Origin of the sequence: Corynebacterium qintianiae (assembly GCF_011038645.2) — a bacterium.
GTDB classification, from domain to species: Bacteria; Actinomycetota; Actinomycetes; order Mycobacteriales; family Mycobacteriaceae; genus Corynebacterium; species Corynebacterium qintianiae.
Genome location: NZ_CP064955.1, coordinates 404312 through 425339 on the forward strand (window position 1 = coordinate 404312; position 21028 = coordinate 425339).

The following is a 21028-nucleotide window of genomic DNA, read 5'->3' on the forward strand; positions in this document are numbered from 1 at the left end:
GCTTAGATGTCGTACGCGCCGCTGCGCGAGGCGAAGTCGTGCGGCGAGGGCGTCTGCTCCGTCAGAGCGATGAACTTGCGCAGGATAATGTCCATCTGACGTGCCTCCACCAGGAAGGCGTCGTGGCCGACGGGGCTGGAAAGCTTGGACATGGCGAGCAGGTTGCCCAGGTTACGGCTCAGATGCTCCTGCTGGTGGTAGGGGTAGAGGATATCGGTGTCCACGCCCACGATCATGGTGGGCACCTTGGAGCTGGCCAGCGCCTTGTTCAGGCCGCCACGGCCCCGGCCGACGTCGTGGCGGTTAAGGGTTTCGGTGAGCGTGACGTAGCACCCGGCGTCGAAACGCTCCACGAGCTTAACCCCCTGGTGGTCGAGGTAGCTCTGCACGGCGAAGCGCTGGTCGTCGTCGCGGTAGGCGCCGAGCGGGTTCTCACCGGCTTGCGACGACGTGCCGAAGCGCTCGTCGATTTCCAGCTCGCCGCGGTAGGTCAGGTGCGCGAGGCGCCGCGCGGCGGCCAAACCCGCGTCGGGGCCGGACGGCTTGTCGTAGTAGTCGCCGCCGTGCCAGTTGGGATCGCGCGTAATCGCCGAGAGCTGGGCGGTCTGGATCCCGATCTGCCACGCGCTGGCGCGCGCGGACACGGCGAGCACGCAGGCGTAGTCCACCATTTCGGGGTACATGAGCGTCCACTCCAGGGTGCGCGCGCCGCCCATGGACCCGCCGAGCACCGCGCGGACGCGGCCGAGACCGAGCGCAGCGAGGAGTTGCTTTTCCGCGGTGACCTGGTCGCGGATGGAGATCGCGGGGAAACGCGAACCCCAGCGGCCTCCATCGGGGTGCTCGCTCGCCGGACCAGTGGAGCCGTAGCAGCTGCCGAGCGCATTGGTACAAATCACGCACCAGGTGTCGGTGTCCAGCGCCTTGCCCGGACCGATCACCTCGCACCACCACTCGGCGGCGTTGGAGTCACCGGTCAGGGCGTGCTCGACAAGCAGCACGTTGTTTGCGCCGAACGGGTCGCCGCGGAACTCGCCCCAGCGCTGGAAGGCGATGGTGGGGTCGGGGATCGCGGCGCCGGCCTCCGTCGTCACGCTTCCCACTCCAACTCGTTGCAGCTCGCCCTCGGGCGGCAAGGTGAAGCTCACTGCGCGGCCCCTAGACGGCGGCGAAGCCGCGCTCGAGGTCGGCGATGATGTCGTCGATGTTCTCGATACCCACGCTGAGGCGCACGGTGGACTGAGTGATCCCGGCCCGGGTCAGGCCGGCCTCGTTCGACTGCGAGTGGGTGGTGGATGCCGGGTGCACGACCAGCGAGCGGACGTCTCCGATGTTTGCCAGGTTGGAGTGCAGGCGTAGCGCGTTGATGAAGTTCCACGCCGCGGTGCGGTCGCCTGCGTCGCCCGCGAGGTCGAAGGAGAGCACGGAGCCGGTGTACTTCAGGCCCAGTTTTTCCTTAGTGGCGTAGTACGGGCTGGATTCCAGGCCGGCGAAGTTGACCTTGGCCACCTTGTCGTTGCCGGCCAGGAACTCCGCGACCTTGAGGGCGTTCTCGTTGTGGCGTTCCACGCGCAGACCCAGAGTGTCCAGGCCCTGGAGGGCGATCCAAGCGTTGAAGGGGGAGATCGCCGCGCCGGTGTCGCGCAGGATGCCCGCGCGCGCCTTGATGGCGAAGGCGGGTGCACCCAGGTCGGCGTACTTCAGGCCGTGGTAGGCGGCGTCCGGGGTGACAAAGTACGGGAAGACCGGCTCGCCGTCGCGCTCGACGGTCCAGTCGAACCGGCCGGCGTCGATAAGCGCGCCGCCGATGGCCGCACCGTTGCCGGTGTAGAACTTCGTTGTGGAGACGACGACGATGTCGGCGCCGAGCTCGAGCGGGCGCACGAGCGCCGCCGTGGCCATCGTGTTGTCCACGATCAGCGGGACCTGGTTGCTGTGCGCTACCTCGGCCACCGCGGGGATGTCGAGCACGTCAGCGATCGGGTTGCCGAAGGTCTCACCGTAAAACGCCTTGGTGTTCGGCCTGACCGCCGCCTGCCAGGATGCGGGGTCGTCAGGGTTGTCCACGAAGGTAAACTCAATGCCGAGGCGCGGCAGGGTGACCTCGAAGAGGGTCTCGGTGCCCCCGTAGAGGCGCGGGGAGGTGACGATGTGGTCGCCGGCGGAGGCGAGGTTGGTGATCGCGGCTGTCTCCGCGGCCATGCCCGAGGCGAAGGCGACTGCGGCGACGCCGCCCTCGAGGCTGGCGAGGCGGTCTTCGAGCGCCTGCTGCGTCGGGTTAGTGATGCGGGTGTAAATCGGGCCCGCATCGGAGAGGTTGAAGCGATTTTCCGCGTGCTGCGCGTCGTCGAACACGTAGGAGGTGGTCATGTAAATCGGCTGGTTGCGGGCGCCGTAGTCAGTGTCCACCTGCTGGCCCGCGTGGATGGCGCGGGTGTCGAAGGACCATTCGTTCGCGTTCGTGTTGTCGTATTGAGCCATGCGGTCAACCCTAACCGCCCGGGCGCGGTCTGTGTACCAAGCTGTCTATTAGGCCGTGTGAGCTGTGTGTTTGTGTGAATAAAAAGCGGAATGGAACGGTGGGTTATTCGAACTGGTCTAATCATGTATGGGAGTTGATCGCGAGGATCCGTTCGTTGAGGCGCAGCGCGCACATTTTCGCGCCAGCCTCCAGCGCGACACCGTTAATCTGCGTACCTCCGCTGGGTTGGCAGCCGTCGCGAGTGCGAGGATGATTTCACTCGGTGACCAGCTCGCATACCCGCGCGCGAAGTGGGAAAAGCTCGCGCATCACAAGCAGCAGCTACTGAAAGTGATGGCAGCCGGATGGTCGTGTCGAGGAGGAATCCTCACCGGGCGCTCGGCTGCACGGGTGTGTGGCATGTGGGTCGTCGCCCTTCCGGAGGAAAAACTCGAGGTCAGCCTACCGTCGCGAGCCAGCTCACCCAGCCGTGTCGCGACGAGGGACTACCAATTTCGCTATTCGCGCATCCCGGCGCAGCATATCTCGCTTGTCGACGGAATCCTCGTCACCGTCCTCGTTCGAACCTTCGCCGATATCGCTCGCTTCCACGGATTTCTTGAAGGTTTGATAGCCGTCGACTGGCTCCGCTTCCGGGGGATCGACCTTGAGGTGATCCGGGACGGTGTCTGCATGATGGGCCGGTCTAAGGGTATCGCGACGGTACGCGGTTGCATCGAGCACAGCGTTGGTAGCTCGGACTCTCCGTTTGAATCACTCGCGCGCGGCATGCTGATCGAGGGAGGCGTTACCGGGGTGAAAGCACAGGTCAGCATCGGCAACTACCTGGTTGATCTGCTTGTGGAGGGCTGGCTGATTATCGAAATAGATGGTGCGGTGAAGTACAACGGGCCGGATGCCGAGAGGGCGCGGCAGCGTGAGTTCACCCGGCAAAAAGCCATCGCCAACCGCGGCTATGTGTTCCTCCGTTACACTCCCGGTGATCTCCTGCGCGACCCGGAAGGGTTCGTCTCGGAAGTCAGATGGACCCTCGCGCATCGACGTCCGACGGTGCCGCCGAGGCCCGGTCCTCGGCACACCTAGTCGCAACGCCACTGCTCATGCTCCATTGGCGACTCCACTCGAGGCTCGCCCGGGCCCCACGCCTGATCCCATACCCAAATGCAAACTAGTACGTGCGTGTTAGTCGAGTGGGGGGATGTGGATCTCTCTGTGTTACTCGACTAACACGCACGTACTAGTTTGCATTTGCGGAAAGTGCAAGGGGGAGATGGCATGCGAAAGCCCCCGCGCACCGGCATTGGTGCAGCGGGGGCCCGGCGGTAACTCAGGGGCGCGGCCACAAGCGGCGGACGCGCCCGAGCCACCTACATCGCGTCAGTGATCGAGTTCAGCGTGGCGGACGGACGCATCACGGCCGACGCCTTGGCATCGTCCGGGAGGTAGTAACCGCCGAGGTCGCCGGGCTGACCCTGGACCGAGAGCAACTCCGCGGCAATGGTCTCCTCATTCTCCCGCAGCTGCTTGGCCACTGGAGTGAAGTACTCGGCAATCGCAGCATCGTCCGTCTGCTTCGCCAGCTCCTCGGCCCAGTTGAGTGCGAGATAGAAGTGGGAGCCGCGGTTGTCGATCTCACCGCCCTTGCGGGAAGGGGAGTGGCCCTCAATCAGAACGGTCTCGGTGGCCTTGTCCAGGGCGTCCGCCAACACGTCGGCCTTGGGGTTGCCCTGGTCGGCTGCCAGACGCAGGGACTCGGCGAGCGCCAGGAATTCCCCGAGGGAGTCCCAGCGCAGGTGGTTCTCAGACTGGACCTGCTGCACGTGCTTCGGGGCCGAGCCACCTGCACCGGTCTCGAACAGGCCGCCTCCCGCCATGAGCGGGACGATGGAGAGCATCTTCGCGGAGGTGCCCAGCTCGAGGATGGGGAAGAGGTCGGTGTTGTAGTCGCGCAGGACGTTGCCGGTCACGGAGATGGTGTCCTCGCCGCGGCGCAGACGCTCGACGGTGATCTTCGTGGCCTCGACCGGGGAAGCGACCGAGATGTCCAAGCCCTCGGTGTCATGGTCGGCGAGGTACGTGCGCACCAGCTCGATGAGGTTGCGGTCGTGGGCGCGGGACTCGTCGAGCCAGAAGATCGTCTTCATGCCGGACTTGCGGGCGCGGCTGACAGCCAGCTTGACCCAGTCGCGGATCGGGGCGTCCTTGGTCTGGCAGGCGCGCCAGATGTCGCCAGCCTCCACGACGTGCTCCAAGATGGCCTCACCCGCGGAGTTGACCACGCGCACGGTGCCGTCGGCGGAGATCTTGAAGGTCTTGTCGTGGGAGCCGTACTCCTCGGCCTTCTGGGCCATGAGACCGACGTTGGGGACAGTGCCCATCGTGGTCGGGTCGAAGGCGCCGTTGGCGCGGCAATCGTCGATGACGACCTGGTAGATGCCAGCGTAGGAGGAGTCCGGGATCGTGGCCAGGGTGTCCTGCTCCTGGTCCTCGGCGTTCCACATGTGGCCGGAGGTGCGGATCATGGCCGGCATGGAGGCGTCCACGATCACGTCGGACGGCACATGGAGGTTGGTGATGCCCTTGGTGGAGTTGACCATGGCGAGGTCGGGGCCGTCAGCAAGCGCCTTGTCAATGGCGGCGCGGATCTCCTCGCCGTTTTCAAGGGAGGACAGGCCGTCGAGAATCGCGCCGAGGCCGTTCTCACCGTCGAGGCCCGCGGCGAGAAGCTCCTCACCGTGGGCTTCGAAAACGTCCTTGAAGTAGGCGCGTACTACATGACCGAAAATGATGGGGTCGGAGACCTTCATCATGGTGGCCTTCAGGTGGGCGGAAAACAGGATGCCTTCGGCCTTGGCGCGCTCGATCGCCTCGAGGAGGAACGCGTCGAGGGCCTTGGCGGACATGTAGGTGGCGTCGATCACTTCGCCCTGGAGAACTTTGAGCTCCTCCTTGAGCACGTCGGTGGCGCCGTCGTTACGCGAAAGCTCGATGCGCAGGGTGTCATCGGACGGCATGATGACGGACTTCTCGTTGGCGCGGAAGTCCCCGGTTTCCATAGTGGTGACATTGGTCTTGGAGTCGGCCGACCACTCGCCCATGGAGTGCGGGTGCTTGCGGGTGTAGTTCTTCACCGCTTCCGGCGCGCGACGGTCCGAGTTGCCCTGGCGCAGCACCGGGTTGACGGCGGAGCCCTTCACCGAGTCGTAGCGGGCGCGGATTTCGCGCTCCTCGTCGGTGGACGGGTTGTCCGGGAAGTTGGGGATGTCGAAACCCTTGGCCTGCAGCTCCGCGATGGCCTTCTTCAGCTGAACCTGCGAGGCGGAGATGTTGGGAAGCTTGATGATGTTCGCCTCCGGGTTCTCCGCCAGCTCGCCGAGCTCGGCGAGGGCGTCGTGGGTGTACTTCTCATCAGTGACGCGCTCCGGGAACAGCGCCAGGATGCGGCCGGCGACGGAGATGTCGCGCGTTTCTACCTTCACGCCGGCGTTGGACGCGAACGCGTTGACAATAGGCAGCAGCGAGTAGGTCGCGAGCAGCGGTGCTTCGTCGGTGCGGGTCCAGATGATGGTTGCCACTATTTTGCTCCTCTAAGTACTTACAATTAATCCAGTCATTCAGGATACCAATTTTTGTCCGAAACGCTGTATGAGTAGGCCGGGAGGCGGCGTTGTAGGGTAGCGGGCATGAGTCTCACCATCGCGTCAGTAAATGTCAACGGGATCCGCGCGGCCACGAAGGTTCGCAACGACTCCAACCCGGGCATGCTCGGCTGGCTCGAGGAGACGAACGCGGATATCGTCCTCATGCAGGAGGTTCGCGCCGAAGTGGACCAAGCCCGCGCCGCGCTTGCCCCCGCGCTCGAGGCCGGTTGGCACCTCGCCGTCGCCCCCGCAGAGGCCCCTGGCGCGAAGGGTCGGGCCGGGGTCGGCATATTGAGTCGCTCACAGCTCGAGGACGTGGAGATAGGTATCACATCTTTCGAGGATTCGGGCCGTTTCATTGCGGGCACGCTTGACGACGTCCGCGTGGCGTCACTGTATCTTCCCTCCGGGTCGGCCGGCACAGCGAAACAGGACGAGAAGTACCGCTTCCTCGACGAATTTGAGCCTCTGCTCGAACAGTGGGCGGGCGAGCACCCGAACATGGTCATCGGCGGCGACTGGAACATCTGCCACCGCCGCGAGGACCTGAAGAACCACAAGACCAACCACAAGAAGTCCGGGTTCCTGCCGCACGAGCGCGCCTTCATGGACGCCGTGTTCGGGTGCTTCCCGGATGAGGAGGCGCAGGACCTCAACTCGAAGTCACTGCAATCCTGGGCGGGAGCTGTCGAGTACGCGTCGGAGGGGCGTCGAGAAGCGAACTGCGAGCCGAGGTGGTTCGACGTCGCGCGCAGGCTCCACCCCGAGGACGCGCCGTACACCTGGTGGACCTTCCGCGGACAGGCCTTCAACAACGACGCGGGCTGGCGTATCGACGTCCAGGCCGCGACCGCCCCCATGCTCGATCGCGCCACGCGTACCTGGGTGGAGAAGGCGCCGACGGTGGAGCAGCGCTGGTCCGACCACTCGCCACTGATGGTGGAGTACCGCTAGCGCCGTGGAGTCCTTGACGATGCTCGGTGTGAGCATGCCCGAGCTGCTGACGACTCTGTTCGTGGTCGGAATCATCGCGGAATCGATGACCGCGGCAGTCGCCGCGGGCCGCGTGCGCATGGACCTGTTCGGCGTCATCGCCCTCGGTGCGCTCACCGCTCTCGGCGGCGGAACGGTGCGCGACATCATCCTGGGCAATTACCCGCTGACATGGGTGGAGGAGCCGAGGTTCCTACTGGTGACCGTCATCGCGTCCGTCATCACTGTGCGGATCGACTGGTTGATGTACCAGCTGCGCAGATTCTTCCTTGTCGCCGACGCCGTGGGGCTTGCGGCGTTCGTGGTATTGGGCATCCAGATTGCCCTCACTCTCGGGCACGGGTTCATTATCACCGCCGTCGCGGCCGTGACTACCGGCGTCTCGGGCGGTGTCATGCGCGACATTTTGTCGGACCGGGTGCCGCTGGTGTTCCGCGAGGAGCTCTACGCCTCCATTGCGGTGATGGGCACGGTGGTGTACATGGCGCTTCGGGCTATGCATATGCAGGAGTGGATAGTCACGCTCGTGACCGTGGTGTTCGTTTTTGCTACCCGGCTTCTCTCGCTGCGGTTCAAGTGGTCGCTGCCCATCTTCGAGTACGACGATGAGAAAGCCGCCGCTATCGACCCGAAGTACGAACTCTCGTACTTTCTGCACTCCCGCGGCCGCAAGATTCCGGGCGCGCGGCGAGTGTACCGCAGGGTGAAGATGGTTGCCGAGCAAGCACCCGTTCGCCACAGGCGCAAGCGCAAGTAGACTTCTCAACCATGAGCGTCACGCAGCGAGTTCTTTCCGGTATCCAGCCGACGGCCGATTCCTACCACCTGGGCAACTACCTCGGGGCGCTGAAGCAGTGGATCGACCTGCAGGACGGCCACGATGCCTTCTACTTCATTCCGGACCTGCACGCGATCACCGTCGATCAAGACCCGGAGGAACTGCGCGAGCGCACTCTCAAGGGCTGCGCCCAGCTCATTGCGCTGGGCATTGACCCGGACAAGTCGACGCTCTTTGTCCAGTCGCACGTGCCGGCGCACGCCGAGCTGACGTGGGTGCTGCAGTGTCTCACAGGTTTCGGCGAAGCCTCCCGCATGACGCAGTTCAAGGACAAGTCCGCCAAGCAGGGCCAGGATCGCGCCACGGTGGGGCTGTTCACCTACCCGGTGCTCATGGCGGCCGACATTTTGCTCTACTCCCCGCAGCTCGTCCCGGTCGGCGAGGACCAGCGCCAGCACCTTGAGCTGACCCGCACGCTGGCGGAGCGCTTCAACTCGCGCTTCGGAAAGACTTTCGTGGTGCCAGAGGGTTTCATCCCCGAAGGCGCCGCGAAGATTTACGACCTGCAGGAGCCGACGGTGAAGATGTCGAAGTCGGGTGCCAACCCGAAGGGCCTGATCAACCTTCTCGACGACCCGAAGACGTCCGCCAAGCGCATTAAGTCGGCAGTGACGGACAACGACGGCGTGATTGCGTACGACAAGGAGAACAAGCCGGGGGTGTCCAACCTTCTGGTCATCCAATCGGCGCTCACAGCAACGCCGATCGACGACATCGTCGCCGGTTACGCAGGCCAGGGATACGGGGCGCTCAAGGGTGACACCGCCGACGCGCTCGAGGCATTCACCACCCCGCTGCGCGCGCGTTACGACGAGCTGATGGCCGATCGCGCCGAGCTCGAGGGCATCCTGGCGCGCGGCGCTGAGCGCGCCCGCGAGATTTCCGAGCCGCTGCTCCAGAGCGTCTACGACAAGGTGGGCTTCCTCGCCCCCCGGCGCTAGAGGGTGCGCTTCCTTTAAACTGTGAATTCGCACACGGATAATCGATGAGAAAGGACGGCTGATGGCTACCTCCACCGCGCCCCGCAAGGCGTACACGGACGAGCAGGGGATCGAGCGCGCCAGCAAGCGCCAGGACAAGGGCGCGGCGGACAAGGTGGCCAAAAAGTCGCCCGTCGCCGCCCACCTTCTGAGGATGAATGAGCGCTTTGCGAAGGAAGGTGGCAACCAGCTCTCCGCTGGCATCACCTACTTCTCGGTGCTCGCGCTGTTCCCGCTCGCGATGCTCTTCTTCGCCGGGCTGGGTTTTTTCCTGGCGGCGCGCCCCGACTTGATCGCCGACATTCAGGGTCAGATTGAGAACTCCCTCGGCGGCGAGGTTGGAGGCGCGGTCTCTCAGTTGATCGACTCGGCCATCGAACAGCGCGGCGCGGTTGCGGGCATCGGTTTGCTCACAACGCTGTGGTCCGGGCTCGGCTGGATGAACAACCTTCGCGTCGGCATCTCCGCGATGTGGAAGCTCGACGCCAACGAGGGCGGCAACTTCGTCGTCAAGAAGCTGTGGGACCTGCTCGGCCTCATCGGCCTCATCCTTCTGTTCATCCTCGCCTTCGGCGTGACAGCGATCGGCACCTCCGATCTCACGACGAGCCTCATGGATCGGTTCGGCCTCGGCAACTTCCCGGGCGCGCGGTTTGTTGTCTGGCTCGTCGGCCTGGCCGCTGGCATCCTCGCCAATTTCCTCGTGATGGCGTGGCTAGTCATTTTTATGCCGCGCACCAAGGTTCCTGTGCGCTCGGGCCTTAAGGGAGCGTTGCTCGGTGCGTTGGTATTCGAGCTCATCAAGCAGTTCGCCACCGTCATCATCAGTTCCGCGACCAACAACCCGGCAGGCGCCATCTTCGGCCCGATCATCGCGCTCATGGTTGTTTTGTACCTGATCTGGCGCGTCGTGCTCTACGTCTCCGCGTGGACCGCCACCACCGAAGAGTCCCTGGCCGCTCAGAAGACCGAGGTGCCGGAGCCCGCGGTGATCAATGTCCGCGGGGCCGCCGCCACCCAGGCGAAGCCCCGGAAGTCGACCGCCCTCGGCGTAGGCGCGGCCGTAGGCGCTATCGGCGTTGGTTTGCTTTCCCTGCTGTCGCGCGACTAGCCCACGCGGCGGCGCCCGCCAGAGCCAGCACAGCGGCGACCACGCCGACAGATGGCCAGGGGAACGTCTCTGCGTCAGAGTCCGCGGCGATAACCGCGGGCTCTTTTGCGTCCGGGGCTAGGGTGACCGGAGTCGTAGTTTCGTTGGCGGATGCCGCCTCGAGTGTCGCGACTGAGTCGTCCGGGAAGTTGTAGGCCTCGTGCAGCAGCTGCTGGGCTTGCTCCCACGCCCGCCCGCGCTCCACAGTCGTGTCGAGGATGACAGCTACAAGGCGTCGGCCCCCGTGGTTCACTGCGCCAACGAAAGTGTGGTTGGCGTCGTCCGTGAACCCGGTTTTTCCTCCAATCCCGTCAGGGTCGTTGAGGTAGAGGTTGTTGTCATTCCACAGCTCGAACCCGGGGAGGTCGTCGAACCCGGGGAACGGGTAGGACTGCGTGTCCACGATTCTGGCAAACGTCTCGTTCTCAAACGCAGCGCGGTAGGCCAGCCCCATATCCCACGCGGAGGTGGACATACCGGGCCCGTCGAGGCCGGAGTAGGTGACAACCCGCGTGTCGTGCATACCGAGTGTTTGAGCGAGAGCGTTGACTTTGCGCAGCGCCGCGGCGTCCCCGCCGAGCTCCTGGGCTAAGGCGTGGGCGGTGTCGTTGCCTGATGCCATGAGCATGCCGTGCAACAGGTCGTTGACCGTGTATTCGCCGCCGGCGCCGATTCCGGCGGATGAGCCCTCCATGTTGGCGGATTCCGCGCTGACTACGACCCTTCTGTCGAGGGGGAGCTCGTCGATAGCCACGAGTGCGAGCAGCACCTTGATAACCGACGCTGGGCGGTACCGGCCGTGCGGGTCTTTCATCGCGACGACTTCGCCCGAGTCGACGTCGGCCACAAGCCACGCGGAAGCGAGAATCTTGTCGCCCACGGTGAACCCGTCGGGAGCGGAGATGCCGCAGGGGCCGTCGTAAACCACGCGCAGCGGGGTGAGCGTGGAGCCCGCAACCGATGCCTCCGAAGTGGACACCGGCTCAGGGGGCCACGTCGCCCGAGGACAGGACTCCGTATCTGGCATGGACTCCCGGGACGAATGGGAGGGGGTCGGCTCTTGGGCGTGCGCGAGCGGGACCGCGACGGACAGGAACGCGCACGCTGTTGCGGCGGCGACGCGTAGCGCGGTGGATCGTGAGGTGTGCATCGCAATGGAGCGTACACACGCCATCGAGGGGTAACCGGGTCTGACGTGCTGAGACGCACAATGAAGTTAGGATTGACTCGCCAAATAGTGCTTTCACCTGCATGAACTAAGCCTTACCTCGCTTGCGGGCGAGTTTGCGCAGGCGCATGATGTTGTCCATGACAGCGACACAGAACACCGAGAACCTGGTGCCGGCCACGGGCCTGAACGAACGGCTCAACAAGCTGCGCGCCGCAGTCCTCGGCGCCAACGACGGCATCGTCTCCACCGCGGCAGTCGTCGTCGGAGTAGCGGGTGCGACGTCTGACATCCACCCAATCGCCACCGCAGGCATCGCTGCCGTGATCGGTGGAGCCGTGTCGATGGCTTTAGGGGAGTACGTCTCGGTGTCGTCGCAACGCGACACGGAGAAGGCTTACATCGCCAAGGAAACGGCGCTGCACGACGTCGATCCAGTCAGCGAGTTTGAGCACCTAGTCGCCGCGTACGAGGCGACCGGCTTAAGCCCCGCCACGGCGCTGCAGGTGGCGAAGGAGCGCACGGCGGCCGACCCGCTGAAGGCGCACCTGGAGGTGCACTACGGAATCGACGAGGAAGACCTGGTCAATCCGTGGTCAGCCGCCATCGCCTCTTTCGTCGCGTTCTCCCTCGGCGCCCTGCTGCCGCTGGCGGCCGTGCTGCTCCCACCGGGCGCGTGGAGGGTGCCGGTTACCTTCGTGGTCACCCTCGTAGCGCTGGCTGTTACGGGTGCCATCTCGGCGCGGATCGGCGGCGCGGATGCGAAACGCGCGGTCGCCCGCCTCGTGATCGGCGGCGCGCTCGGACTAGCGGTCACTTTCGGGGTCGGCTGGGCGTTCGGTACGGCGGCGCTCTAAACCCGCCCTCCGCTCGGTCCGCGGTGTCGACTGACTCGCGTTACGATCTTCCAATTTGTCCACCAGCAGGTCGGTCAACGTGTCATCGGAGAGGATCTGGTCCAGCATGGTCTTGTAATCTTCACCCGATTTTTCTGCGTAAGAGTCCCCGCGCCAGTCGAACCCGATGTTATCTAGGGCGGTTTCGCTGCCGGGGCCGCTGGGCTCTAGCTCGGTGCCAATGTCTTCGAGGATGTCGTTCGCTTTGTCGTGCGCGACTTCGTTGTGGGCGTCCGGAGATCCAGCAAGGCGTCGCTCAACGGAGCGCCTGATTTGAGCGAGGCGCCATGCGTTGACGGACCGGTGGCCCCGCTCGGCGCGGGAAGGAGACTTCGCTCCCGCAGCCTTGGCAAGCCGAGTGACAAACGCTGCAGTATCGTTAACCAGGGCTTTCTCGTTCGGAGTCGGAACCTTCCAGCCCTTGTGATAAGCGACGAGAAAGATCGTGAAGCTGGTCACCGGGCCAAGGATCGCGCCGAGGGCGAGATTGCCAGTTTGGGCACCAATGAGTGTTACAGTCGCTCCCGCAATCGCTGGTACCACCGTCGGTTGGTTGCCGCCGAACACGCTCGGTTCGTTGCCCATCAGCACGTCGCGGATCATTCCGCCACCGGTTGCTGTGAGCACGCCCATCAAAATCGTTGGCAAAACGGGCAAGCCGTAGGTAATCGCCTTAAATGCACCGACCGACGCCCACAGAGCGGCAATAAGAGCGTCGCCGTGGCTGCGCACTACCTCCCAGATGTCACCCTTGAAGTACACGAAGCGAGCGACAAGTGCTCCCGAGAACGCGAGGATTAGGTAGGCGGGCGTATCCATGGCCGCCACGGTGCCCTCATTGATCAAGACATCCCGAACCATCCCGCCACCGAGTGCCGAGACCATCGCGATAAACAGGAAGCCGACGATATCGTAGCCCTTTTGGCGCGCGATTGTACCGCCGATGACACCCATAATCAACACACCGGTGAGATCGAACCAGTGGTAGAAAGATTCGATTACGGGTTCACCTTGTTCGGGGCTCACGTCGCGCTATCTTAGAACGATCACGCTCCGCTGGCACCCGTAACCTGCACCTAGAACTTGGAGAAGCGCTTGATGAGCTGGTTTTCCATTTCCGTCCACGTCTCCGCCTTGTCCGTGAATGGCGCGGTGGGGACGTAGCCGCCGGCCTCGGTGGAGCCGAGCATGTACGCGAGGTAATCCTGCATACGCGGGTTGGCTAGGAGCAGCGAGTTGAGCGAGTCATCTTTGGCCCAGTCGGCGGCGTCTGCGAGCAGCTCGTAGGCCTTGCCCAGCTGCGCCGTATCCACGGCGTCGGTGCCTTTCTCAATGTCGGCGGAGAGACCGTTGAAAGAGTAAGCGTTGTCAGGGTGGACGGTGACCTCGAGCTCTCCCGCGTTAGCGGAGGTCATCAGATCCTCCCACGTAGAGACCCCAGCGAGCTCGTGATCGTCGTTCTCCAGGATCCACCGCCCGAGGTGCTTGGCGGACGGGAAAGTGAAGATTTCTCCGTACTTGCCCAGGAACACCGGCGCCGATCCGAGGTAGGTGCGCAACGTGTACACGGTCTTGCCCTGAACGGTGATTTTTACCGGGTCGATTCCGGCCCTGGACCACTGCGAGGCGTCGTACGGGTCCTCGGAGGCGGCGCGCTTCTCCGCGTGATCCTGGGCTTGCTCGGCAGCCTCTGCTCTGGCGGTCTGGGCGGCGGCGATGCGGTCTGCGGCGGCGTTGACCGCGGCGTCGCTTAGCGACGCTCTCTCGACGACCCGGACCGAACCGTCAAGCGAGTGCACGACATCCTCCCAGCTCGCCAGAACGGCACGGCCCACACCGGACCACTCGCTCATCCCGCTCTCACCCGCGAAGTGTTCCGAGCCCCGGGCGACGTTGCCCAGCACTGAGTGGGAGGCGAAGAAGATCTGCGCCTGTTCCGCAGCGGAGACATCCGCGAGCGAGCGGGAGATCTGGAACACCTTGGACAACTTGGCCACGTTCTCGTGGCTCGGGCGGCCCGCGAGGAACGCGGGGGCACCGACGATGTCGTAGTAGTTCTTCTCGTCGGGCACGACCCGGTCATCACCCTGCGCGGAGAACTGTGCCCACCTCGGGTGGTCCGTCAGGTCGTGCGCGGCACCTGAATCGAGGTACGCGAGGAGATCCGCCGGGGTATTGAACACCAGGACCGAGGAGTCGTCACCGAGAAACGCCTGCCACTCCGCACCGTTTTCTTGCCAGGTGGGAGCCCAAAGGGTGAAGAAATCGCCCTCGGTCAGCGACAGTTTGACAGGGAGAATCGCGCGCGTGCTCATGGTGCGCAACTCTACTAAAGAGCTAGGCTGCCGGCCGCCAGAAGCCCTTGAACGGCATGCCGATATTCTCTGTCCGCACTGGATTCATCTGCACCGGGTCACCCGCCTCGATGTACATGCCGTCCCCCGCGTACATGGCGACGTGGCCGTCCCACACCGCCAAATCCCCCGGTTGCAATTGGTCGTAGGAAACCTGGGTGCCGGTGGCCTGCTGGTGCGCCATGCGCGGCAGCTCCACCCCGGCTTGGCGGTAAGCCCACGAGGTTAAACCGGAGCAGTCGAAGCCGCCGGGCCCCGTCCCGCCCCACTTGTAGGGTGCACCGATTTGGCTCTTGGCGGCCTCCACCGCGGCGCGACCGGCGGCGCTGCCTTTGGGGGTTTCGTCGGCCGCGGGTTCCGGGGGAAGGTTTACTTCTCTGGCGTCGGACGCGGCGAGCATCCGCAGCTCATCTGTCGCGCGCTGCGCCGAGGGCGACGCCTGCAGCTTCGGTTCGGCGTCGATGGATGCCACGACATCGAGTAGACGCCGGGTGTGCGGCCGCAGATCCGCCTCGAGCTGCTCCAAACGCGCCTGGACCTGCGCGTACGTGCGGTAGGCGAGTTCGGTCAGCCTGACCGCGGCGTGCAGGGCAGTACCCGGGGCGAGCGCCAGCGGTAGGAGCGTCGCAGCTTCGGCGAGGTAGCGCTGCCCCAGCGTGGCAATGTCGGTGCCCGCCTTCGGGATGAGAACGGCGGCGGCACCGGCGGTTTGATCGATGACACCACGGTTGGCGGAGAGGGCTTCGGCGGCGGTTGTCACCCGGGACGGGTCCGCGTCCACGACCCGGGCAAGCTCCGCGACCGCCGCCAGGCTGGGCAGCGAGGGAACCGGAACCGTTTCGAGCGCGTGCGGGATCCGCGCGGCGACTGCGGCGAGGACCTCGGAGGGTGAGATCACGGCAGCGTCACCCCGAGCTCACGCGCGAGTGCGTCGTCCACGGCCCTCGCCGCGTCCACGGTGAGGTCCATGACATCGGCAATGCGCGAAGCTTCCTCGCGCAGCAACCAACCGCGCTCGTTGGCGCGCTCAATTGCATGCGCCAGCGCGGCAGCGAAGTCTGCAGTCGCGCCCGGGCCGGGAGCTGGGACGGACGGGATCTCCCCAATGCCGGCGGCGGCCTCCCTCAGGGTCGCGGTGAGGTCAGCAACTGCGGGTGCGTCAACGATGAAAGATTTCATGTCCTATTGGACTGTGAAATCCCGCACCGGGTTCCATGGGGTGCGAAACTCGTAACTAGCATGGGCCGCATGGACATCACCGTGGTTGATCATCCCCTGGCCGCCTCCCGCCTGACGATCATGCGCGACGAGCGCAGCAACAATTCCGCGTTCCGGGCGGCTCTGGCGGACCTCGGCGCCATGCTGATCTACGAGGCGTCCCGCGGCCTCGAGGTGGAGCACTTTAGTTGCAGCACGCCGGTGGGGCAGGCCGACGGAGTGCGTCTGGCGCAGCCACCGATTATCGTGCCCATCATCCGCGCGGGCCTGGGCATGATCGACCCGGCGCTCTCCATGATCCCGGATGCCCAGGTCGGTTTCATCGGCCTCGCCCGCGACGAGGAAACCCACGAGCCGGTGCCGTACCTGGAGGCTCTGCCCGAGGACCTGTCGGGCCAGCCGGTGTTCCTGGTGGACCCGATGCTCGCCACCGGCGGGTCCCTGATCCACGCCATCGACTTGCTCACGGGTCGCGGGGCGGACGACATTACGTGCATTTGTATTGTGTCGGCGCAAGCGGGCGTCGACAAGCTTGAAGCTCATTGCCCTGACGTGCGGCTTCTGACCGCGGCGATCGACCCGGGGCTCAACTCGGACGCGTATATCGTTCCGGGCTTGGGCGACGCGGGCGACCGGCTGTACGGGCCACGCAACATTCACCTGTAGCGGGCAGCTGTAGTAGGCTCGGGCCCGTCATATTGGGGGATATGCAGCGGGGGGCTGTTATGGCGGACATCATGCCGCAATCCAACTGGGCCAGTTACGGTTTCGTATTGTCGGAGCGCCTACGTGCGCTGCGGGAGATGAGGGGGTTGAGTCAGCGCAGGCTGGCGGAGTTGTCGGGGGTGTCGCGAAGTTTGATCTCCAATCTTGAGCGCAACCAGTACAACATGTCGCGCTCGGCAGACCCGACGCTGTCGACGGTCTACCGCATCGCACACGCTCTGCACGTACCTCCAGTGGCGCTGTTGCCAGCCTCGGACGCGGTGGTGGCGTCGCGCTGCGCGGAGGATGCCGCGGCTGTCACCGAGGTACGAGCCGTGTGGCCGGCCTCGCCCGAGGACACCGCGCGTTTCGACGAAACGTATCTCACAAGCGGACCCGCGTCGCACCCGCCGCGCTTCAACCGTGCATCCGGCACAGCCGTGTGATGAACCGCTTGGTCTAGTTGGTAGACTCGGCCCGAGGATAATATTCACGGGTATGAGCAGGAGGGCCAGGTGGGATCGGTGGGATCGGTGGGTTCAGTGGGACGAGCGGGCGCGGGAGCCGGCATCGCCGCCGCTGTCAACGAGTGGGTGCGCGCCAACGAAGCCACGATGACGGGCTGGCGCCGCCACATCCACGCCCACCCCGAACTCTCCCATGAGGAGGTCGAGACCACGGCGTTCATCTCCGAGGTACTCACGCAACGGGGGATGAACCCGGTCCCGTTTCCGGGCACGGGGCTCTACGTGGATCTCGGGCCCGAAGGCGGCGACCGGCTGGCGTTTCGCGCCGACATCGACGCCCTGCGCGTCGCCGAGATTTCCGGACTCGAGTTCGCCTCCGGAACCCCGGGCGTGTCCCACTCCTGCGGCCATGACGTGCACACCACGATCTGCCTGGCCTTGGCCTGCGCTTTGGCGGAGCTCCACCTCGACCACGGGATCCGCATCATCTTCCAGCCCGCCGAGGAGGTCATGGGTGGGGGAGCGGTGGATGTGATCCGCTGGGGCGGGTTGCAGAACGTGGCCGCAATTTACGCGCTGCACGTCGAGCCGTCGCTACGCGTCGGTCAGATCGGGGTGCGTACCGGCGCGATCACCTCGGCCGCGGACGTGATCAACCTCGAGATCACGGGTCCCGGCGGCCACACCTCGCGCCCGCAGAAGACCGCGGACGTGATCTACGCGTTGGGCGCGGTGGCAACCCAGTTGCCTGCGCTGCTGTCGCGCCGCATCGACCCGCGCACGGGCACAGTCGTGGTTTTTGGTGCCGTCGAGGCCGGCGGTGCGCCCAACGCGATTCCCAAGTCGGGTCGGCTCAAGGGCACGGTCCGAACCTCGGACATTGGCACATGGCGTGCGCTTGAGGGGCTGATCACCGAGCTCATCGGGCAGATCCTCGCCCCCACCGGGTGCGACTTCGACCTGCACTACAAGCGCGGCGTTCCACCTGTGCTTAACGACGACGTCGCGACCGCCCTGGCTGTCGAAGCCGGCCGCTCCGTGGACCCGCACGCCGTGGTGTCCACACCGCAGTCCTCCGGAGGGGAGGACTTCTCCTGGTACCTCGAGCACGTGCCCGGTGCAATGGTTCGCTTGGGCGCGTGGAACGGCAGGGGAGAGAAGCAGGATTTGCACCAGGGTGACCTCAACGTGGACGAAAAGGCGATCGGCGTGGGCGTGCGCCTGTTCGGCGCCGTGGTGGAGAAGTACTTCGCTGCTGTCGCCGCCGATGAAGGGTGAATGTAGACTTGCCTCCGGCAAACTGACCCGAGCTCAGCACGGAGGAATACGTAGGTGTCCAAGAAGATCGTCATCATCGGTGGTGGCCCCGCAGGCTACGAGGCCGCGCTCGCAGGCTCGAAGTACGGGGCGGACATCACCCTGATCGAGAATCGGGCCATCGGCGGTTCCGCGATCAACCTCGACGTCGTGCCCTCGAAGGGTTTCATCGCGGCGTCCAACATCAAGACCGACCTGCGCCGCGCCGACGACATGGGCCTCAACCATGGCCTGGGTGGGGCGAGTCTGCTCATCACGGCGCTGAACAACCGCGTTGTAGCGCTTGCCTCCGAGCAGGCCCGCGACATAAAGATGCAGCTCGAGCGTGCCGGGGTGAAGGTCATCCGCGGCATGGCCGCCCTGTCCTCCGAGCAGACCGGCCACACCACCCACAGCGTGAAGGTGACGTACCCGGACGGCAACTTCGAGCGTGTCGACGCTGACATGGTGCTCGTCTGTACCGGAGCGTCCCCGCGCGTGATCAAGGGTGCGGAGCCGGACGGCAAGCGCATCCTGAACTGGCGGCAGGTCTACGACCTGATCGAGCAGCCGGAGCACCTCATCGTGGTCGGCTCGGGCGTGACCGGTGCAGAGTTCGTCTCCGCTTTCGCCGAGCTCGGCGTGAAGGTCACCATGGTCTCATCCGGCAGCCGCATCCTGCCGCACGACGACGCGGACGCCGCCGACGTGCTCGAGAGCGTACTGGCGGGACGCGGTGTTGAGGTGGTCAAGGACGCTTACGCCGACAGCGTGGTGAACACCGGTGATGGCGTTGTAGTGACCACCAAGGACGGGCGCACCATCGAAGGCTCCCACTGCATCATGTCCATCGGCTCCATCCCGAACACTAAGGACCTGGGCCTCGAGGCGAACGGCGTGGCCATGACGCCGTCCGGCCACATTCACGTTGACAGGGTCTCGCGCACCAACGTCGCCGGCATTTACGCCGCGGGTGACTGTTCGGACCTCATGCCACTGGCTTCCGTCGCCGCGATGCAGGGCCGGATTGCCATGCACCACGCCCTCGGCGAGGGTGTGGAGCCGCTACGCCTGAAGACGGTGGGCAACGCCGTGTTCACCCGCCCAGAAATCGCCGCCGTCGGCGTCACCGAGCAGCAGATCACGAACGGCGAGGTCGACGCAGACGTGATCAAGCTCGAGCTGTCCACCAACCCGCGCGCCAAGATGCGTTCGCTGCAGCACGGCTTCGTCAAAATTTTCGCCCGCAAGGGCTCTGGCCAAGTGCTGGGCGGTGTCATCGTCGCGCCGACCGCCTCCGAGCTCATCCTCTCGCTGACCATCGCGGTGACCAACAACCTCAGCGTGGCGCAGCTCGCCGAGTCGATGGCGGTCTACCCGTCGCTGTCGGGCTCGATCACCGAGGCAGCCCGCCGCCTGGTGACCTCCACCGACCTGGATTAGCTACAGTTTCGGGAACGCCCTCTGCGGGCAGCTGTCGCGCGGGCACATCTCGCAACCGGGGCCGATTGGGGTGGCGGAGCCGGGGCTGAGATCCAGACCGTCGGCGTAGACGAGCTGCTCGGCGTGCGCGATGTCACAGCCGAGCGCGACCGCGTTCTCTTGGCGGGGCTCGCCGAAACCGGAGGTGGGCCCCTGCACCATGCGCGCCACCCACAGGAACCGGCCGCCGTCGGGCATGACGGAGACCTGGCGTGTCACCCGGTTCGGGGTGTCGAAGGCGCGGTGCACCACCCACAGCGGGCACGTGCCTCCGGACATCGCGAACGGGAATGACGTAGTGGACTGGCGCTTGGAAATATTGCCGGCGCGGTCGGTGCGGATGAAAAAGAAAGGTACGGCGGCCGCGCCGGGCCGCTGAAGGGTGCCCAGGCGCTGACAGGTGGACTCGAAGCTGGTGCCGAACCGCGCCGCGGTCACCTCAATGTCGTACCGGGTGCTCACAGCCGTTTCCAAAATCTCCGTGTAGGGCATGGTCACCGCGGCGGCGTAATACTGCGCCAAGCCGTGGCGGGCGATCGCCCTCGACTTCCCCACCTCCATGGTGCCGGGGCGGGCGTCCAAGTGGGCGTCGATAAGCGAGCTGTGAGTCAGGAGACCGTAGTGGTAGGCCAACTCGAAACACTGCTGGGCCTCGGTGAGCCCGGCGCGCAGGCGTAGCTCGCGCGCTGGGGCGTCGACGGCGGAGCGGGGGCCGCCGACAAGCTCGGCCGCCTGGTTGAACCGCACTGTGTAACCGAGGCGCTGGTCGAAGGCTGCCGCGAGACTGGTGAGCCGCGCCTGGCGCCCTCGCGCTCCGGAGGCCAAATCCTCCGCCGCGCGGTCGAGGTCGTCGAAGTAGTTGCGGCTGTCCTGGAAAAAATTGCGCACCGCGGTATACGGGTTCACGGCCTCGACCCCGATGGTGCGCGGGATGGCCAGGATGCTGTCGGCCACACCGGGGTAGCGGGCGATCACGTTGCGCAGCACGTCCTGGGGAACGGACGGGAGCAGGCCCGACAGTTCAGCGAGGGTGCGGCGTTCGTCGTCGCCCGAGAAGTAGGCGGGGTCGAGGCCGAAAACCCGCGTGAGCTGGACGAGGACAGAGACAGTCAATGGGCGCTGGTCATTCTCCAGCTGGTTGAGGTAGCTGGTGGAGATGCCGATCCGACGTGCCATATCCACCTGGGTCAGGTCGTGCTGGCGGCGCACCGTCCGAATCCGTCCCCCCGCGAAAAGCTTCGTCATCCCGGGCACCGTCCTTCCGCTCGCGTGAACTGGGATTTCACAAATTTTACACAAGGGTCCAGATACGCTCGCATAATTTCACATTTTCAATCATGGCGGGCGTCACATCAATG

19 protein-coding genes are annotated in these 21028 nt (G+C 65.1%); 10 read left to right on the forward strand and 9 right to left on the reverse strand.

Annotated features, from left to right (window positions below; translation table 11 throughout):
• Window positions 1-2: 2 nt before the first annotated feature.
• Together metX and G7Y29_RS02090 are read right to left on the reverse strand one after the other, a co-directional pair.
• Window positions 3-1148 carry a homoserine O-acetyltransferase MetX gene (metX, locus tag G7Y29_RS02085; protein WP_165003656.1) on the reverse strand — a complete coding sequence of 382 codons (1146 nt, stop codon included), beginning with the start codon at window positions 1146-1148 and terminating at the stop codon, window positions 3-5.
• A 10-nt stretch (window positions 1149-1158) separates the two neighbouring features.
• Entirely contained in the window at window positions 1159-2481 is a 1323-nt protein-coding gene (locus tag G7Y29_RS02090; protein WP_165003658.1) for an O-acetylhomoserine/O-acetylserine sulfhydrylase, read from the reverse strand.
• Window positions 2482-2608: 127 nt separating this feature from the next.
• Here G7Y29_RS02090 and G7Y29_RS02095 point away from each other — a divergent pair, with 127 nt between their 5' ends.
• Window positions 2609-3565 (forward strand): endonuclease domain-containing protein, encoded by a 957-nt coding sequence (locus G7Y29_RS02095; protein WP_165003660.1) that lies wholly within the window; start codon window positions 2609-2611, stop codon window positions 3563-3565.
• 284 nt (window positions 3566-3849) lie between these two features.
• Here the strand turns inward: G7Y29_RS02095 and G7Y29_RS02100 are convergent, their stop codons facing one another.
• Window positions 3850-6057, reverse strand: a complete 2208-nt coding sequence (locus G7Y29_RS02100; protein WP_165003662.1) for an NADP-dependent isocitrate dehydrogenase — start codon at window positions 6055-6057, stop codon at window positions 3850-3852.
• A 108-nt stretch (window positions 6058-6165) separates the two neighbouring features.
• Between G7Y29_RS02100 and G7Y29_RS02105 the strand changes: the two genes are divergently transcribed.
• The 4 genes from G7Y29_RS02105 to G7Y29_RS02120 all read left to right on the forward strand — a co-directional run bounded on the left by G7Y29_RS02105 (window position 6166) and on the right by G7Y29_RS02120 (window position 10045).
• A complete protein-coding gene (locus G7Y29_RS02105) occupies window positions 6166-7077 on the forward strand; it encodes an exodeoxyribonuclease III (RefSeq protein WP_165003664.1) in 912 nt (303 codons plus the stop codon).
• A gap of 4 nt (window positions 7078-7081) precedes the next feature.
• Entirely contained in the window at window positions 7082-7873 is a 792-nt protein-coding gene (locus tag G7Y29_RS02110) for a trimeric intracellular cation channel family protein (protein WP_235933487.1), read from the forward strand.
• An 11-nt stretch (window positions 7874-7884) separates the two neighbouring features.
• Window positions 7885-8895: a tryptophan--tRNA ligase gene (trpS, locus tag G7Y29_RS02115; protein WP_165003666.1), complete on the forward strand. Its 1011-nt coding sequence runs from the start codon at window positions 7885-7887 to the stop codon at window positions 8893-8895.
• A gap of 61 nt (window positions 8896-8956) precedes the next feature.
• Window positions 8957-10045 carry a YhjD/YihY/BrkB family envelope integrity protein gene (locus G7Y29_RS02120; protein WP_165003668.1) on the forward strand — a complete coding sequence of 363 codons (1089 nt, stop codon included), beginning with the start codon at window positions 8957-8959 and terminating at the stop codon, window positions 10043-10045.
• Here G7Y29_RS02120 and G7Y29_RS02125 read toward each other — a convergent pair.
• Window positions 10005-11234: a D-alanyl-D-alanine carboxypeptidase family protein gene (locus tag G7Y29_RS02125; protein ID WP_165003670.1), complete on the reverse strand. Its 1230-nt coding sequence runs from the start codon at window positions 11232-11234 to the stop codon at window positions 10005-10007. The two genes, G7Y29_RS02120 and G7Y29_RS02125, sit on opposite strands and share 41 nt — an antisense overlap.
• Window positions 11235-11392: 158 nt before the next feature.
• Between G7Y29_RS02125 and G7Y29_RS02130 the strand changes: the two genes are divergently transcribed.
• Window positions 11393-12109, forward strand: coding sequence for a VIT1/CCC1 transporter family protein (locus G7Y29_RS02130; protein WP_165003672.1), 717 nt, complete (start codon window positions 11393-11395; stop codon window positions 12107-12109).
• Here G7Y29_RS02130 and G7Y29_RS02135 read toward each other — a convergent pair.
• From G7Y29_RS02135 to G7Y29_RS02150, 4 genes are read right to left on the reverse strand one after another with little or no spacing between them, the layout of a single operon-like run.
• On the reverse strand, window positions 12059-13174 hold the full coding sequence (locus tag G7Y29_RS02135) for a trimeric intracellular cation channel family protein (RefSeq protein WP_165003674.1): 1116 nt from the start codon (window positions 13172-13174) through the stop codon (window positions 12059-12061). The two genes, G7Y29_RS02130 and G7Y29_RS02135, sit on opposite strands and share 51 nt — an antisense overlap.
• Window positions 13175-13224: 50 nt before the next feature.
• Window positions 13225-14463, reverse strand: a complete 1239-nt coding sequence (locus G7Y29_RS02140; RefSeq protein WP_165003676.1) for a hypothetical protein — start codon at window positions 14461-14463, stop codon at window positions 13225-13227.
• Window positions 14464-14485: 22 nt separating this feature from the next.
• Window positions 14486-15400, reverse strand: a complete 915-nt coding sequence (locus G7Y29_RS10770; RefSeq protein WP_249399780.1) for a C40 family peptidase — start codon at window positions 15398-15400, stop codon at window positions 14486-14488.
• Window positions 15397-15681 carry a hypothetical protein gene (locus G7Y29_RS02150; RefSeq protein ID WP_165003678.1) on the reverse strand — a complete coding sequence of 95 codons (285 nt, stop codon included), beginning with the start codon at window positions 15679-15681 and terminating at the stop codon, window positions 15397-15399. Before G7Y29_RS02150 ends, G7Y29_RS10770 begins: the two co-directional genes overlap by 4 nt.
• A 69-nt stretch (window positions 15682-15750) precedes the next feature.
• Here G7Y29_RS02150 and upp point away from each other — a divergent pair, with 69 nt between their 5' ends.
• From upp to G7Y29_RS02170, 4 genes are all read left to right on the forward strand, one after another.
• Window positions 15751-16386, forward strand: a complete 636-nt coding sequence (gene upp / locus G7Y29_RS02155) for a uracil phosphoribosyltransferase (protein ID WP_165003680.1) — start codon at window positions 15751-15753, stop codon at window positions 16384-16386.
• A 59-nt stretch (window positions 16387-16445) separates the two neighbouring features.
• The gene (locus G7Y29_RS02160; RefSeq protein WP_165003682.1) at window positions 16446-16871 is read left to right on the forward strand and encodes a helix-turn-helix domain-containing protein; all 426 of its coding nucleotides are present in this window, start codon (window positions 16446-16448) and stop codon (window positions 16869-16871) included.
• A gap of 168 nt (window positions 16872-17039) precedes the next feature.
• Entirely contained in the window at window positions 17040-18170 is a 1131-nt protein-coding gene (locus G7Y29_RS02165; RefSeq protein WP_165003769.1) for an amidohydrolase, read from the forward strand.
• A gap of 54 nt (window positions 18171-18224) precedes the next feature.
• A complete protein-coding gene (locus G7Y29_RS02170) occupies window positions 18225-19631 on the forward strand; it encodes an NAD(P)H-quinone dehydrogenase (RefSeq protein ID WP_165003684.1) in 1407 nt (468 codons plus the stop codon).
• Here the strand turns inward: G7Y29_RS02170 and G7Y29_RS02175 are convergent, their stop codons facing one another.
• A complete protein-coding gene (locus G7Y29_RS02175) occupies window positions 19632-20915 on the reverse strand; it encodes a helix-turn-helix domain-containing protein (RefSeq protein ID WP_165003686.1) in 1284 nt (427 codons plus the stop codon).
• Between the last annotated feature and the right edge of the window lie 113 nt (window positions 20916-21028).